This is a genomic window from Vibrio injensis (assembly GCF_001895205.1).
Taxonomy (GTDB): Bacteria; Pseudomonadota; Gammaproteobacteria; order Enterobacterales; family Vibrionaceae; genus Vibrio; species Vibrio injensis.
The window spans coordinates 357,775-373,595 of the sequence record NZ_BDJF01000016.1; the positions used below are offsets into that span (position 1 = coordinate 357,775).

Annotated in this window: 13 protein-coding genes and 1 pseudogene; 9 read left to right on the plus strand and 5 right to left on the minus strand. The window is 43.4% G+C overall.

Annotation, left to right across the window (positions count from 1 at the left end):
- The first annotated feature begins 2 nt into the window (after window positions 1-2).
- From priC to xthA, 3 genes are read left to right on the plus strand one after another with little or no spacing between them, the layout of a single operon-like run.
- Window positions 3-635 (plus strand): primosomal replication protein PriC, encoded by a 633-nt coding sequence (gene priC, locus BSR11_RS06780; protein ID WP_072669680.1) that lies wholly within the window; start codon window positions 3-5, stop codon window positions 633-635.
- A gap of 17 nt (window positions 636-652) precedes the next feature.
- Window positions 653-814: a pleiotropic regulatory protein RsmS gene (gene rsmS, locus BSR11_RS06785; RefSeq protein ID WP_072669681.1), complete on the plus strand. Its 162-nt coding sequence runs from the start codon at window positions 653-655 to the stop codon at window positions 812-814.
- On the plus strand, window positions 811-1,623 hold the full coding sequence (gene xthA, locus BSR11_RS06790) for an exodeoxyribonuclease III (protein WP_072669682.1): 813 nt from the start codon (window positions 811-813) through the stop codon (window positions 1,621-1,623). Before rsmS ends, xthA begins: the two co-directional genes overlap by 4 nt.
- A gap of 101 nt (window positions 1,624-1,724) precedes the next feature.
- Here xthA and BSR11_RS06795 read toward each other — a convergent pair whose 3' ends face one another.
- The 4 genes from BSR11_RS06795 to BSR11_RS06810 all read right to left on the minus strand — a co-directional run bounded on the left by BSR11_RS06795 (window position 1,725) and on the right by BSR11_RS06810 (window position 4,903).
- Window positions 1,725-2,402 carry an ABC transporter permease gene (locus tag BSR11_RS06795; protein WP_072669683.1) on the minus strand — a complete coding sequence of 226 codons (678 nt, stop codon included), beginning with the start codon at window positions 2,400-2,402 and terminating at the stop codon, window positions 1,725-1,727.
- Between the two features lie 2 nt (window positions 2,403-2,404).
- Entirely contained in the window at window positions 2,405-3,145 is a 741-nt protein-coding gene (locus BSR11_RS06800; RefSeq protein WP_072669684.1) for an ABC transporter permease, read from the minus strand.
- A gap of 63 nt (window positions 3,146-3,208) precedes the next feature.
- Entirely contained in the window at window positions 3,209-3,985 is a 777-nt protein-coding gene (locus BSR11_RS06805; RefSeq protein WP_004394944.1) for an ABC transporter substrate-binding protein, read from the minus strand.
- A gap of 147 nt (window positions 3,986-4,132) precedes the next feature.
- Window positions 4,133-4,903 carry an ABC transporter ATP-binding protein gene (locus tag BSR11_RS06810; RefSeq protein WP_072669685.1) on the minus strand — a complete coding sequence of 257 codons (771 nt, stop codon included), beginning with the start codon at window positions 4,901-4,903 and terminating at the stop codon, window positions 4,133-4,135.
- Between the two features lie 662 nt (window positions 4,904-5,565).
- Here BSR11_RS06810 and BSR11_RS06815 point away from each other — a divergent pair.
- The 5 genes and pseudogenes from BSR11_RS06815 to BSR11_RS06835 all read left to right on the plus strand — a co-directional run bounded on the left by BSR11_RS06815 (window position 5,566) and on the right by BSR11_RS06835 (window position 12,636).
- Window positions 5,566-7,127 (plus strand): annotated as a pseudogene (locus BSR11_RS06815) (DUF3360 family protein).
- 313 nt (window positions 7,128-7,440) lie between these two features.
- Window positions 7,441-9,717: a formate C-acetyltransferase gene (gene pflB / locus BSR11_RS06820; protein WP_072669686.1), complete on the plus strand. Its 2,277-nt coding sequence runs from the start codon at window positions 7,441-7,443 to the stop codon at window positions 9,715-9,717.
- 219 nt (window positions 9,718-9,936) lie between these two features.
- Window positions 9,937-10,929, plus strand: a complete 993-nt coding sequence (locus BSR11_RS06825; protein WP_072669687.1) for a lipid A deacylase LpxR family protein — start codon at window positions 9,937-9,939, stop codon at window positions 10,927-10,929.
- 190 nt (window positions 10,930-11,119) lie between these two features.
- Entirely contained in the window at window positions 11,120-11,860 is a 741-nt protein-coding gene (gene pflA, locus BSR11_RS06830; RefSeq protein ID WP_072669688.1) for a pyruvate formate lyase 1-activating protein, read from the plus strand.
- 275 nt (window positions 11,861-12,135) lie between these two features.
- Entirely contained in the window at window positions 12,136-12,636 is a 501-nt protein-coding gene (locus BSR11_RS06835) for a YfbU family protein (RefSeq protein ID WP_072669689.1), read from the plus strand.
- 118 nt (window positions 12,637-12,754) lie between these two features.
- Here BSR11_RS06835 and BSR11_RS06840 read toward each other — a convergent pair whose 3' ends face one another.
- On the minus strand, window positions 12,755-13,510 hold the full coding sequence (locus BSR11_RS06840) for a MipA/OmpV family protein (protein ID WP_072669690.1): 756 nt from the start codon (window positions 13,508-13,510) through the stop codon (window positions 12,755-12,757).
- Window positions 13,511-13,810: 300 nt separating this feature from the next.
- Here BSR11_RS06840 and BSR11_RS06845 point away from each other — a divergent pair, with 300 nt between their 5' ends.
- Window positions 13,811-15,745: a PrkA family serine protein kinase gene (locus tag BSR11_RS06845; RefSeq protein ID WP_004394936.1), complete on the plus strand. Its 1,935-nt coding sequence runs from the start codon at window positions 13,811-13,813 to the stop codon at window positions 15,743-15,745.
- Window positions 15,746-15,821 lie beyond the last annotated feature (76 nt).

Consider the following 15,821-nt stretch of genomic DNA (forward strand, 5'->3'; position numbering starts at 1 on the left):
TCATGGTGAAAGCATTATTTCCCGCTCGCTCTAAACAATTAACTCACCGTAAACCTATCACTAACAATGACCGGTTCGGATCGGCGACTAAACGACTGCAACGCTTAATGTGTTATAGCGAACTTATCGACCAACAATATCGTCATCAGGCAAGGCGCTGGTTCGACAGTCAATTGTTTAAGAAAAACGTATACTCCTTGAAGTCATGTGTACATGAAACACAACACACGCTCTCTCAGTTGAGCCAAACTTGCTGTGAATCTAATCCCAACCTAGTGCAAGTACAACACCTAAGCGATCGTTTATGTACTCAATTAGAGGCGTTGCAACGCGTGGTTGACGAATGGGAGAATACTTTGCAACGCGATGGGCTAGACAGCGAACGTCCTACTTTAGCTAAGGATATGAGTGAATCTCAATTAGCCGAACAGTTAATCCAGCATCAACGATGGGAACAGCGTCTATTGACGCTGGTACTTAATCGACAATATCAACTTGAACAAACCTCAGCACGCTACTATCAACAGGCACAACAAACCCTATCTTTAGCCAAACAGCGTCTTAACCGTTGCCAACAAGCGAAAGCGATCATTGAAGCGCAACTGATTAACCTGCAGAATAACGGCTCACAATAGAACGATGAGAACGAGATATGTCCCCTCTCCCAACTTTAGATGATGCGCCCGATGAAATTAAGTTGGCCGTCGATCTTATCTATCTTCTCGAATCGAATCAGGTGGATCCACGCACTGCCTTACTCGCTCTCGATTACGTAAAACGCGACCTTGAAAGTAAATTAAAGGAAGAGAAATGAAAATTGTCAGTTTTAATATCAATGGATTGCGCGCACGACTGCATCAACTGCAAGCCCTGATCGATAAACATCAACCCGATATTATCGGCTTGCAAGAAATCAAAGTGCACGATGAGGCTTTTCCGGTCCAAGCGGTAGAAGCGATGGGTTATCACGTCTATTTTCATGGTCAAAAAGCCCATTACGGCGTTGCATTATTGTGTAAACAGCCGCCGCTAGCGATTCAAAAAGGCTTTCCGACAGACAATGACGACCACCAGAAACGAATGATTATCGGCACATTTCTTGATGAGAATGGCGATAAAGTAACGGTATTGAACGGTTATTTCCCACAAGGAGATAATATTCATCACGAAACCAAGTTCCCTTATAAGCGTCAATTTTATCAAGATTTAATGAATTATCTCACTGACTATCACACACCAGATGAAGCGATCATTGTGATGGGTGACATCAACATCAGTCCTATCGATTTAGACATTGGTATTGGTGAAGTGAACCGTCAACGTTGGTTAAAAACAGGGAAATGCTCTTTCCAACCGGAAGAGCGTCAATGGCTACAACGCTTACTGGATTGGGGATTAGAGGACACTTTCCGTAAACTTCATCCCAGCGTTGAAGATAAATTTTCGTGGTTTGATTACCGCTCTAGAGGATTTGATGATAACCGTGGCCTGCGTATTGATACCATTCTCGCGACACCTTCACTCGCTGTAGACTGTGTTGAATCCGATATTGATTATCCACTACGAGCGATTGACAAGCCCTCTGATCATGCGCCGATTTGGGCAGTATTTAAGCGTAATTAATCATTTACTCGGTGACTTGCTATGAACAGTCACCGAGTAAATTACCCTCTGATAGTAGAGCATCTGATCGACGAAAAGCCTATATCAGCGTTTATTTAGCGCTAACTGATCGGCCTTAAATAAGCCAAGAAACGCTTTTCGGCGCACTTGAAGCACCATAGAATCAAAAATGTCAGCAATAAATAAAACAGTCCAGCGACTAAAAACGCTTCAAAAGGGGCATAGTAGCGAGAGCTGACTAAACGAGCTGTCCCCGTAAGATCAAGTATCGTCACAATGCCAGCCACCGCGCTGCCGTGCAGCATAAAAATGACCTCATTACTGTACGCAGGGAGCGCCCGACGTAATGCACTGGGTAAAATGATCCGCCGATAGGTCAACCATGGACTCATGCCATAAGCTTTTGCCGCTTCGATTTCTCCTTTCGATAGACCATTAATCGCGCCACGGATAATCTCGGCAGTATAAGCGGAAGTGTTTAAAATAAAGGCAACCAAAGCACAGAACCAAGCATGTTCCCACCAGGTATCTTTTACTGGGAAGAATTGATCCATGCCGTAATAGATCAAATACAGTTGCACTAACAGTGGAGTGCCACGCAAGAAATAGATATAGCACCAAGCGGGCATCCATATCACCCACAGCGAATTATTTCGAGCAATCGCTAAGGGAATAGCCACAACCAAGCCGATCACTAAAGATAGCCCTACCAGCCAAACTGTGGTCCATAACCCAGAAAAATACAGAGGTAAGCTTTGTAAAATGACTGAAAAATCCATCGCTACCTCGTTTGGATAGTAAATTTACGCTCAACCCACTTTAGTAATCCGGTGGAAACGCTGGTGAAAAATAGGAAAATCAAGGCAACAGATAAATAGAAAGTAAAAGGCATTTGCGTTGAACCGGCGGCTAATGAACTGACACGAACCATGTCCTCTAGACCAATGATCGAGACCAGCGCGGTGGTTTTTAACAAGACTAACCAGTTATTACCAAAACCAGGCAGTGCGTGTCGTATCATCTGCGGCAACAGAATTCGGCGAAAAGTGAGCAACCCACTCATACCATAGGCTTTGGCCGCTTCTAGCTGACCTTTATCGACCGCCATCATCGCGCCGCGAAAGGTCTCTGCCATGTAAGCCCCAAAGATGAATCCTATCGTCAACACTCCTGCAATAAATGGGCTGACATTGATATAGTCCGGTAGATAAGAGATCCAGCGATGATCGGGATTGCGCGATAATAAGAGTGAATTAAGCCATTCATTGATGGCAAATAAACTGTTATTTAATAAGATTTGCCCACCAAAAAAAATCAGCATCATTAAGACTAAATCGGGGATACCTCTGACTACCGTGGTGTACAACGTGGCAATACTTCTTGCAAAACGGTATGGCGCTAGCTTAGCTAATGCACCGAGCATGCCCAGTATCATCGCTAATAACAGTGACCATAATGCCACTTGAATCGTCAGCCACGCGCCTTGCAAAATAGCTATTTCATATCCTTGAAGATCGAGCATTTACGCCTTCCTTGCTCAAAATATGGGGGCGAATTCACCCCCCAATTGCATAGGTTTTCGTGGTTACTCACCATAAACATCATAACTAAAGTATTGTGCCGCGATTTGTTGATAAATGCCTTTTTCTCGCAGCGACGCTATCGCACGGTTAAGTTGTTCGGTTAGGGCTTTATCTTGTTTACGAACTGCGATCCCCATCCCTTCTCCAAACCATTTAGGATCGGTTAATGAAGGTCCGACAAACTCATAACCGTCGCCTCCTGGTCGATTAAGCATCCCTTCTTCAAGCGCAGAAGCATCGCCCAATACTGCAGCAATTCGTCCATTCGCTAAATCAAGATACGCATCATCAAATGATCCATATCGAACGATATTGACTGAACGACCATAGTTATCGGTTAGGTATTTATCATGCGTGGTAGCTCGTTGAACACCGATGCGTACTCCTTTTAGGCCTTCTGGCGTAAAATCAAGATTAGCGTCCTTTTTAGCAATGAAACGATTCGGGATTTGCGCATATTTTTTTGTAAAATCAACACGCTTTTTACGCTCTTCAGTAATCGACATCGCCGCAATAATAGCATCGTAACGACGAGCTAATAGTGACGGAATGATGCCATCCCAATCTTGTGGAATAATCACGCATTCCACTTGCATTTCAGCACAAAGCGCATTCGCCATATCCACATCAAACCCACGTAATGAACCATCCGCCTCAGTCCAACTAAAAGGAGGATAAGCACCTTCGATACCAAAACGCACTGTTTTCCATTCTTTCGCTTGCGCAATACCCGACAATGCTGAGGCTGCTATCGCTACGATTAATAACCACTTTTTCATTTCACTACTCCTGTGATGGTATGGTTGCCCTGCTCTTTTTCTCCTCAAGAAGGCTTAAGAAACAGTGACGATATAACACTTTGAAATCCCTATCTGAGTTACTGTTAAAACCAAGGGCTTAGCCAAGGTAGCGCGACAGCCTCAGCGTTAATAAATCGATGAGATAAATTGCTTTAATCGAGGAGAATTGGGTTGAGTAAACAATTGGCGAGGATCGCCCTGCTCTTCAACCACACCTTGATGCAAAAACAGCACATGATTAGAAACATCTCGTGCAAAGGCCATTTCATGGGTGACAACCAACATGGTTCGGCCTTCTTGCGCCAAGTCTTTCATTACCCCTAGCACTTCCCCAACCAGTTCGGGGTCTAATGCCGATGTGGGTTCATCAAACAGTAATACTTCTGGTTCAACGGCTAAAGCTCGAGCAATCGCTGCGCGTTGCTGCTGACCGCCAGATAAATGACCAGGGTAATAATCACGGCGTTCATATAACCCAACTTTTTTGAGCAGTTTTTCTGCACTCGCGATGGCTTGATCTTTACCGAACCCCAAAACATGAATGGGAGCTTCAATTACATTTTCTAATACCGTCATATGTGACCAGAGATTAAACCCTTGAAAGACCATGGCAAGGCGCGAACGAACTCGTTGAACCTGCTTCTCACTGACCGGTGACGATGCGCCTTGTCGATTGGTTTTCATTTGGATTAATTCATTGTTCACCCAAATTTCACCGGAAGTCGGTATTTCCAGAAGATTAATACAGCGTAAAAAGGTACTTTTTCCTGATCCCGATGAACCAATAATCGAAATCACATCCCCTTTGTGAGCTTGTAATGAGATACCTTTTAACACCTCATTTTGTCCAAAGGCTTTGTGGAGGTTTTTTATATCCAGCGCGGGTACATCATTCATGCGCTTTCACTCCCTGTCATAAATCAACACTGAGCAATCCTGCTCATTTTTGGTACAAACTAGCATTCAAATTGCGAGTGCGCAACAAATTGTTAACTAAAGGTAATTTGGATTTTTATTTTAAAAATTCGCATTTAAAGTCAAATAAAACCGTCAAACAGTAACATTTAAGACATAAAAAACCACAAGCAGCGAAAGCCATTCATATAAATAAGTATGTTTTTTGTTAACAAAGAGCGTTTTTTGTGTCCTGAATCCCTCTTTGTTAACAGGTTTCCTTTAATGATGAGCTGATTTTTAATACTACGCCCCCGACGAAAAGAGCGTCTCGAAGCGTCGCACCCATGATTTTGCGCTTTGTTGCAAATTCTATTTTGTGTAAAAACATTTCAAACAAGTAGGCACTATGTGGCTGATTTTTGGGATTTTATGTAGTTTTATTTCATATAATATCTTAAAGTGATCAAGATCAATCATCCTCGTCGATTAGCACGTTAAACTCGCCAACAAATAAAAAGATTAATAATGCTCTATAGTCATAATGTTAGTTAACACAATGGCATAACAAAACTAACGTTATCTCTACGCAAATAATCGCTTTCCCAATCGCCAGTTACATTGAATTCAACCAGAATTATTAACTTTATTAATATGAGGAATCTATGTCAGACGTCATCAATCAAGAGCGTTCAGACATCGAGACGAAGAGTTATCAAGAACTGCATCGTCCATCATCTGAGTTTGCTAGCCGCTCCGATTATCTAGACCATGAACTGCAAATCATGAAGCCTCGTCGCTTCGCGTTGAATTTGCCTGGTCGTGATTTTCGCTTTGAATGGGAAGATTTGGTCCCAGCTCTCGCTGGAACGATTGGTATTATTGCCATGTACTCAGCGGTAATGATGTCTTGGGCAGAAGGATTAACCGCTGCTTGGGATCATATCGAACTGGGTAAAGAGTTTGCTATTGAGGTCGCTCGGGTTGAAATGCTGATCCCCGCGCTTTTGTTCTGTATTCTTTCTTCTGGATTTTTTAATCCACGCGCTAACCTTGCTGGCAACCACGGACCAATGATCCCCCTCATTGCTACCATCGCCCTGGCAGGTGCTCACCCACTTGCTTTAGCCATTTTATTGGGGGTATTTGGCCTATTACTCAGCTACTTTTATTACTCAGCTACTTTAAAGGTGGCTCTAAGCTGGTCAACCTGACATCGGAAGGCACCGCTGGCGGACTATTAATCTTCCTCGGTTTTACCGGCGCGATGAGTCAAATTGGCTCCATTCAGACCTGGGCAACCAGTTTGGAATCTGCAACTAACGAAGCGGGGAGCCTTGGTTATATCGGTTTAATCGTATTAGGCATTAACATTGTTATCTATGCACTTTTAGCTAAATACGGTAAACGCTGGTTAGCGATCCCTATCTGTGCTTTTTCTGGTTTAATGATTGCCTTGGCACTCGGTGCTGGCTTTGATTTAACCTTTCAAACGGAAATGGGGCTACCAAATTTAAATCCTGTTTACTGGTGGGGCTCAACCGAACAAGGCTGGATGCTTGGTTTACCTAACTTAGAGCACTTTATTGCGTCGCTACCATTCGCTATCTTAGCGGTTGCCATGTGGTCACCAGATTTCTTGGGCCATCGAATTTTCCAAGAGCTTAACTATCCGCGTAAAACAGAAAAAGTCTTGATGGATGTGGATGACACTATGACCATGTGCTCGGTTCGTCAAATGGTAGGTACTGCTGTTGGTGGGGGTAACATTACGTCATCTTGGGGAACCTATATGATCCCAGCAGCCATCGCGAAACGTCCGATCCCAGCAGGCGCGATTTTATTAGGTTCATTGTGCATTATCGTCGCGATTCTTGGCTTCCCAATGGATGTTGCGGTATGGCCACCCGTTATGCGTATTGCACTATTAGTCGGCGTATTTCTTCCACTACTGGAAGCGGGCATGCAAATGGTCAGAAATACCAAAGATGCACAGGCAGCGGGGATCTGTATTTTTGGTTCTGCGGTCGTCAATCCGGTATTGGCTTGGGCATTGACCATGTTTTTGGATAATAATGGTTTTATCGGCGATAAAGAACGCGCCTCACGCTTATCTTTCATCGATAAAATCATCATCCCTTGTGGTGTATTAATTATCTGTTTAGTCGCTATGCTGGCTGTCGGTATGCTTGAGAGTCAATACGGTCTTAAGGCGTGGCTACATTAAGCAAGATACCGAAATTGAGTCTACAATGATTCACAAGTCTTGGTAGTACCTTGGGTAGTGTGTAAACACTACCCAAACTTTATCTGAATTTTTGAAGTTTTATTGATTTAGTTTAAGGTTTGCAATTTTTTTTTAGCTTACATTGGTCATTAAAGGGAACGAGTAATCCTATTTATACTCAAACAGATGTGTATATCGGTTTAACGATAAATAAGGTTATTCATAGAGTGTACTGCCTCTTGTGTGACACAAGATAGCTGGCTCAACGGCGAAACAGTACGTGTTTTTTCTACTATATAAAGGTAGGTATGTCATGGCAGAGCAATTTGCTAAAGCTTGGGAAGGTTTTGCTGCAGGTGATTGGCAAAATGAAGTTAACGTTCGCGATTTTATTCAAAAGAACTACACCCCTTATGAAGGCGATGAATCTTTCCTAGTTTCTGAAGGCACTGAAGCAACCAATAAGCTTTGGGCACAAGTAATGGAAGGCATTAAACAGGAAAACGCAACTCATGCGCCTGTTGATTTTGACACTTCCGTTATCTCTACCATCACTGCTCACGATGCAGGTTACATTAACAAAGATCTAGAAACTATCGTTGGTCTTCAAACTGAAAAGCCACTTAAGCGCGCGCTGATCCCTAACGGTGGTATCCGTATGGTTGAAAGCTCATGCAAAGCCTACGATCGTGAGCTTGATCCTCAAGTTAAAAAAATCTACACCGAGTACCGTAAAACGCACAATGCGGGCGTATTCGATATCTACACTCCAGAAATTCTTGCTTGTCGTAAATCTGGCGTATTAACAGGTCTTCCTGATGCTTATGGCCGTGGTCGTATCATCGGTGACTATCGCCGCGTTGCGCTATACGGTATTGATTTCTTGATGCAAGATAAACTTGCTCAATTTACTTCGCTGCAAGAGAAATTCGAAAACGGCGAAGATCTGCAAATGACCATGCAGCTTCGTGAAGAGATTGCTGAGCAACACCGCGCGCTTGGCCAGATGAAAAAGATGGCAGCAAAATACGGTTGCGATATCTCTCGCCCAGCAGAGACCGCACAAGAAGCCATTCAGTGGACTTACTTCGGTTACCTTGCTGCGGTTAAATCTCAAAACGGCGCAGCGATGTCTCTAGGTCGTACCTCTACGTTCCTTGACGTCTATATCGAACGCGATATGAAAGCAGGTAAAATCACTGAAGCTCAAGCTCAAGAGATGATTGACCACTTCGTGATGAAACTACGTATGGTTCGCTTCCTTCGTACCCCTGAATACGATGAACTCTTCTCTGGTGATCCAATCTGGGCAACCGAGTCTATGGGTGGTATGGGGCTTGACGGACGTACACTAGTTACTCGTACTAACTTCCGTTTCCTAAACAGCCTATACACTATGGGACCATCTCCAGAGCCAAACATCACTGTGCTTTGGTCTGAGAAATTACCTGATGGTTTCAAACGTTTCTGCGCTAAAGTCTCTATCGATACTTCATCGATTCAGTACGAGAATGATGACTTGATGCGTCCAGATATGGAATCTGATGACTACGCTATTGCTTGTTGCGTATCACCAATGATCGTTGGTAAACAAATGCAGTTCTTCGGTGCTCGTGCTAACTTAGCGAAAACCATGCTTTACACCATCAACGGTGGTGTCGATGAGAAACTGAAAATCCAAGTTGGCCCTAAAATGGACAAGATCACTGGTGAGTATCTTGACTATGATGAGCTGTGGGACAAGATGGACCACTTCATGGATTGGTTAGCCAAACAATATGTCACCTCATTGAACGCTATCCACTACATGCACGATAAGTACAGCTATGAAGCCGCATTGATGGCACTACATGACCGCGATGTACGTCGTACTATGGCTTGTGGTATTGCTGGTCTGTCTGTTGCGGCTGACTCATTGTCTGCTGTGAAATACGCGAAAGTGAAACCGATTCGTGATGAAGATGGTATTGCTATCGATTTCGAAATCGAAGGTGATTACCCGAAATTTGGTAACAATGACTCACGCGTTGATGATATCGCTTGCGAACTGGTTTCTGTGTTTATGAACAAAATTCGTAAACTGAAAACTTACCGCAATGCGATCCCAACTCAGTCTATCTTAACCATTACCTCTAACGTGGTTTATGGTAAGAAAACCGGTAATACACCAGACGGTCGTCGTGCTGGCGCGCCATTTGCACCAGGGGCAAACCCAATGCATGGTCGTGACGAAAAAGGTGCAGTTGCCTCATTGACTTCAGTGGGTAAACTACCGTTTGCTGACGCGAAAGATGGTATTTCTTACACTTTCTCTATCGTGCCAAATGCACTAGGTAAAGATCAAGATGCACAACGTGCTAACCTAGCGGGTTTGATGGATGGTTACTTCCACCACGAGTCAGGCATTGAAGGCGGCCAGCATTTGAACGTTAACGTGCTTAACCGTGAAACGTTACTTGATGCGGTTAAACACCCTGAGAAGTACCCACAATTGACTATTCGTGTGTCTGGCTATGCGGTGCGCTTTAACTCATTAACGACTGAGCAACAACAAGACGTTATCGCGCGTACGTTCACTGAATCACTATAAGTTATTCAGACCCTCGATATTGCTCAAAAACCTCGCTCTCTGAGCGAGGTTTTCTTTTGCATGGTATAAATCGTTGTAATATCACATCCTCCATCATCACATGAAAAAATCTGCTTACCTACTGAAAAATAAGCGTTACACTAGAGCCTAATGGATCTGAATGATAGGCATGCCCATCTCTGACCTAATCTTATGTTTACTACGGACAACGAAAAACGTATGGCTTTAACATTGCTACGCATACTCCCGCTGATTCTTTTTGCTCCATTTGTGTGGTCATCCACCCAATCGACCCTTTCCCTCAAAGTCGATAATGACGGTGTTTATGGCATGGATAGGGAATACACTAGCGGGCTTTTTCTTTCCTATACCTCAAGACCGATTACCCCCTATTGGTTTGCCAAGCCATTCAGCCTTTCAATCTGGGGAGCATCAAGTATTGATAAATGGGAGGTAATGATTGGTCATAAAATGTGGACGCCTTCTGATATTGAGCAATATACCCCTGCACCGAACGAACGTCCTTATGCTGGATTTTTACACAGCGAGTTTAATTACATCAGTTTACATCCCCAGCAAGCACAACGATTTAATCTCACGATAGGTACGACTGGAGATAGTGCGTTATCCGAACAAGCGCAAAAAATCGTTCACAGCATCACCAAATCTGGTGATCCAAACGGTTGGGATTACCAAATCGATGATAAAGTTGCTGGTAGTATTGGTTATCTTAGTCACTTCAATCTTTATCGCACCGCCTATGACCCACATTATGCTTGGGAACTCTCTGCGATTGGCGAAGTGAACGTAGGTAATTTTCGCAGCGATATTTCCTCAGGTATGATGCTGCGCTGGGGAAGTGATTTAGCGGCTAACTTTGGTAGTGCGCAAATTGATAGTGAAACTCCTTTTCGTGCGGGTATGATCGGTGCATCTCGCTCCGCTTGGTTCGTGTTCGCAGGCCTCGAAGCACGTTATCGATTTAATGACTTAACCATTGAAGGGGACAGACCTTTAGATGGATTAGCACTTCCCCCCAGTGCATACCAAGTGACGCTAGAACCTTTACAAGCAACTGCCGTCCTTGGCGCGGTCTGGTACGGCCCCTATGTTGGAGCCAGTTTTACGTTGACCACTAGTAATGCCGATTATAAAGAAAGTAAACACCGCACCCACGGCACTGGAGCACTGTCTTTATTTGCCTTTTTCTAAATTAAGATAGTCACTCTCACTGATTGAGGATTGAGCTTCCCCTTACTGAGCTTAATCCTCTTTGGGACTTTAACACCGTATCATCAGTACAAAACTCATCCAATAGCAGCTAACTTATCCGAAGAAGTCCTATTTAAACCCTACCTTTTGTAATAAAATAGTCGGTAAATTCAGCAAATGAGAGCAACTTATGTCTACTACTGGTCGTATCCATTCATTTGAGTCTTGCGGTACAGTTGATGGCCCCGGTATTCGATTTATCCTCTTTCTGCAAGGTTGCTTATTTCGTTGTAAGTATTGTCACAACCGCGACACTTGGGATACTCATTCAGGTAAAGAGGTCTCTGTAGAAGAGATCATCAAAGAAGCAAAATCTTATCGACATTTTATGAATGCCTCTGGCGGTGGGATCACCTGCTCCGGTGGTGAATCTATGTTGCAACCTGAATTTGTCCGTGATGTCTTCCGTGCGGCTAAAGCCGAAGGAATCCATACTTGCCTTGATACCAACGGATATATCCGCAAATACACCCCAGTGATTGATGAAGTGTTGGATGTCACTGATTTAGTGTTACTGGATATTAAACAAATCAAAGATGATGTCCATCAAGACTTAATCGGAGTATCCAATAAACGTACGTTAGATTTTGCACGCTACCTACATACGATTGGCAAAGCGACTTGGCTACGTTATGTCGTTGTGCCCGGTTATACTGACGATGAAGAATCCGCCCATTTACTCGGACAATTTATTCAAGACATGGATAACATTGAAAAAATTGAGTTATTGCCTTACCACAAATTAGGCGCTCATAAATGGGAAGCGATGGGAGAGACTTATCCTTTAGAAGGTGTCAATCCGCCAAGTAAAGAAACCATGGATAAGATTGTTGATGTTCTAAAGCAATATCATCACAACGTAAAATACTAGGCTCCCCTTCTACAAATCCAACACCAGCACATGGCTGGTGTTTTGCTTTTTATTTCCCCAGCTCGTATATCGACTCTCCTGCCCAGTACCTAACGACTGAGAAATAAACGTGCTAGAATTGTCGATAATTTACTCGGTTAAGATTAAATCTGTGTTGAGATCATGTTTCACAATCCCCCATTGCTGTTAACCTAATCTTAAGCAAATTTATCCCCAAAATACTTGGCAGTTCAGGTAGGAAGGGAATACCAACATCGATTACAGTGAGGTCAATAATGGAAATGACTAATGCACAACGTCTGATCCTATCAAATCAATACGTTTTAATGTCCCAGCTTGATCCGGCCAACGCCGAACAATATAAACGGCTACAAACAATTATTGAACGAGGTTATGAGTTACAAATGACCGAACTCAATAAAGAATTTGGTGCAATTTCTGAAGCACAATGCCGAGAAGTAATCGATGTCATGGAAATGTATCATGCCATGCAAGAGTCATACAAAATGCTCGATAGCAAATTGAGTAGTGACGTTGATGCTCGTCGCTTAAATTTTCTTGGTTATGATAGTGCCTCTGAAGCTCAACTAGTCAACTACGTGCGTTTTCTAATCAATACTGAAGGTTTATATCCGCAATTTGAACGTGGTGAGCACCACTTCAACAGCCAAGTGGCTATGGCTGAAAAATACCGACGCATGCTAACCACATGGCGAAATTGCCCAAGGCAATATCACTTATCAACCAACGAACTCAACAAAATTATTAACGCTTAATCTTTACCACTAGTGCGGAGAGAGTGGATTGAGCTATCTCTGCACTAACCATCGTTGCCGTCAATCACATGACACTGTTCAACATAAATGTGCTCTGAAATAACCGCATTCTTATCAATTAAAATAGATAGACGACACCGAGTGTACTGGCCACTGATGAATCTCGACCAATCACAGGGCTTGACGAGATATCACTATCGAGATTGGTATAGCGAAGACCGCCTGATACTCTAACGTGTTGAGAAACGGACCAATAAACCATCGCGCTAATAAAGTACTGCCCACTCCAGCCAGCATTGTATTGTTCTAAGCCACTGCTCAGCGACTCTTGAGCTGACACACCATAAAAATGGTTGTTGAGCTTATCAGAATTATAAGCATAACCCACCGAAGGCGTAATGCCCCAACGTGCAAAACGCAATGGGAAGCGCCAAGCCACTTCCGCATAAACACCATCATGTCGTCCAGCGATATCCGAGCCAATCGTTGCCTCCCATAATCCCACTGCCGTACGGTGCTGATAACTCACTCCCCCTAAAATCGTTGACTTACGTTTATTGAGCTGACGTATCTGTGGGTCATCAGAATCATTAGGCTGTAGTGTGCGAGGATCATAAGCCAATCGCAAGATTAGGTTTTGCTGAGAACGAATCGGCAACAGGCGGTATCCAGCATCAAAACCACGAAAAAATAGATGCTCGCCTTCGTAACCAATTATTGGTATCACGGTACGGTTGGAAGGCGTATCTTTATAAACGGCGGGCGAATAGGCAGCAGCAGCACCCACTGACCATTGAGATATCTCAGCGTTAACGTACCAAGGTGTAAATAGCATCGTTAACCCGCTAATGGTTTTCACTATCGAATCTCTCATTCCTCACCTATTCTATCGATTATGTTGCAAAGATAACCATCATAGAAGTTCCCCTTAAGAGAAACAATCTTTGTTGTTCAATCACTTTTCACCACTTTGCTCTGTTGGTAAGAATAAGATTGATAGCAACAATTCATCAGCACAATACCTCTTGGCCAGAGACGTAATTTACGTCACGATTTGTAAATAAATACATAATCTTTAAGCAAAATCATCAATTGCGATCTAGGCTTAACGTATTAGGGATTTGTGTGTTTAAGCGGTTGTATGTCGAAGAGACATTTTTAGAGGGGAACTACCATGAGTATTTTTAACCACTTTCAGGCACGCTATGAAGCAGCCAAGGATGAAGAGATATCGATTCAAACGTTTTTGGATCTCTGTAAGGAAGACAAAAGCGCTTATGCAAACGCGGCAGAACGCTTACTGCTCGCCATTGGCCAACCTGAATTGGTCGACACTGGCAAAGATCCTCGTTTGAGTCGGCTCTTTTCTAACCGAGTCATTTCTCGTTATAAACCGTTCCAAGACTTCTACGGCATGGAAGAAGCGATTGAGCAAATTGTTTCTTATCTTAAGCATGCAGCGCAAGGCTTAGAAGAACGTAAACAAATTCTTTATTTACTCGGTCCTGTCGGTGGTGGTAAGTCATCGATTGCTGAAAAGCTAAAGGCCTTGATGCAGCAATGCCCCATCTACGTATTATCAGCAAATGGTCAACGTAGTCCGGTTAATGATCACCCATTTTGCTTATTTGATGTCAATGAAGACGGTGACTTGCTTAAACAAGAATACGGTATTGAAAAACGCTATTTGCGTTCCATCATGTCACCTTGGGCAGCAAAACGTCTGCATGAGTTTGGCGGTGATATCACGAAGTTTAAAGTCGTTAAAGTACGACCTTCTATATTGGACCAAATTGCGATTGCCAAAACAGAGCCGGGCGATGAAAACAACCAAGATATCTCATCGCTGGTCGGTAAAGTGGATATCCGTAAGCTAGAGCACTATTCACAAGATGATCCCGATGCCTACAGCTACTCTGGGGCACTCTGTCGAGCCAACCAAGGGTTGATGGAATTCGTCGAAATGTTTAAAGCGCCAATCAAGGTGCTTCACCCGCTACTTACTGCAACTCAGGAAGGCAACTACAACGGAACCGAAGGGCTTTCTGCACTACCTTTTGACGGTATGATTCTCGCTCACTCCAACGAGTCCGAGTGGCAAACGTTCCGTAATAATAAAAATAATGAAGCGTTCTTAGATCGAGTTTATATCGTTAAGGTACCTTATTGTCTGCGCGTCTCTGAAGAGGTCAAAATATACGAGAAACTACTTGAGCACAGTGAACTGACCAAAGCACCACGTGCACCAAGTACGCTTGAATTACTTGCCCAATTTAGTGTGTTATCGCGACTAAAAGTGCCAGAAAACTCGTCCATTTTCTCTAAGATGCGCGTTTATGATGGTGAAACGCTGAAAGATACTGATCCGAAAGCGAAAAGCTATCAAGAATACCGTGATTACGCTGGCGTTGATGAAGGCATGTCCGGTCTCTCGACTCGTTTTGCCTTTAAAATACTCTCACGAGTATTCAACTTTGACCAATCAGAAGTCGCTGCAAACCCCGTACACCTGTTTTATGTTATCGAACAACAGATTGAACGCGAACAATTTCCACAAGAAGTTGCCGAGCGTTACCTAGAGTTTGTCAAAGGCTATCTGGTTCCACGTTATGTCGAGTTTATCGGCAAAGAAATTCAAACCGCTTATTTAGAATCTTATTCTGAATACGGTCAGAATATTTTTGACCGTTACGTCACTTACGCTGACTTCTGGATTCAAGATCAAGAGTATCGTGATCCAGAAACCGGCCAACTGTTTGATCGCTCAGCCCTTAACAGTGAGCTAGAGAAGATCGAAAAAACGGCCGGGATCAGCAATCCAAAAGATTTCCGTAACGAAATCGTTAACTTTGTACTTCGTGCTCGGGCTAACAATAGTGGTAAAAACCCAGTTTGGACGAGCTATGAAAAACTGCGCACGGTTATTGAGAAAAAAATGTTCTCTAATACTGAAGAATTACTGCCAGTGATCTCTTTCAATGCCAAAACCTCATCGGAAGATCAGAAAAAACACGACGATTTTGTCGCTCGTATGATGGAGAAAGGCTATACCGAGAAACAAGTTCGCTTACTGTCTGAATGGTATTTACGCGTGCGTAAATCCTCTTAGCAAAACCTTGGTTAATCCTCTGACCCAAAGATTCTGGGTCAGAGGCTAACTGGCCAAAGCGTATGAGTAGTTAGAA

Coding starts and splice junctions, on each gene's coding strand:
- priC (WP_072669680.1), top strand. CDS start 3: ATGGTGAAAGCATTATTTCCCGCTCGCTCTAAACAATTAACTCACCGT.
- rsmS (WP_072669681.1), top strand. CDS start 653: ATGTCCCCTCTCCCAACTTTAGATGATGCGCCCGATGAAATTAAGTTG.
- xthA (WP_072669682.1), top strand. CDS start 811: ATGAAAATTGTCAGTTTTAATATCAATGGATTGCGCGCACGACTGCAT.
- BSR11_RS06795 (WP_072669683.1), bottom strand. CDS start 2,402: ATGGATTTTTCAGTCATTTTACAAAGCTTACCTCTGTATTTTTCTGGG.
- BSR11_RS06800 (WP_072669684.1), bottom strand. CDS start 3,145: ATGCTCGATCTTCAAGGATATGAAATAGCTATTTTGCAAGGCGCGTGG.
- BSR11_RS06805 (WP_004394944.1), bottom strand. CDS start 3,985: ATGAAAAAGTGGTTATTAATCGTAGCGATAGCAGCCTCAGCATTGTCG.
- BSR11_RS06810 (WP_072669685.1), bottom strand. CDS start 4,903: ATGAATGATGTACCCGCGCTGGATATAAAAAACCTCCACAAAGCCTTT.
- pflB (WP_072669686.1), top strand. CDS start 7,441: ATGGCAGAGCAATTTGCTAAAGCTTGGGAAGGTTTTGCTGCAGGTGAT.
- BSR11_RS06825 (WP_072669687.1), top strand. CDS start 9,937: ATGGCTTTAACATTGCTACGCATACTCCCGCTGATTCTTTTTGCTCCA.
- pflA (WP_072669688.1), top strand. CDS start 11,120: ATGTCTACTACTGGTCGTATCCATTCATTTGAGTCTTGCGGTACAGTT.
- BSR11_RS06835 (WP_072669689.1), top strand. CDS start 12,136: ATGGAAATGACTAATGCACAACGTCTGATCCTATCAAATCAATACGTT.
- BSR11_RS06840 (WP_072669690.1), bottom strand. CDS start 13,510: ATGAGAGATTCGATAGTGAAAACCATTAGCGGGTTAACGATGCTATTT.
- BSR11_RS06845 (WP_004394936.1), top strand. CDS start 13,811: ATGAGTATTTTTAACCACTTTCAGGCACGCTATGAAGCAGCCAAGGAT.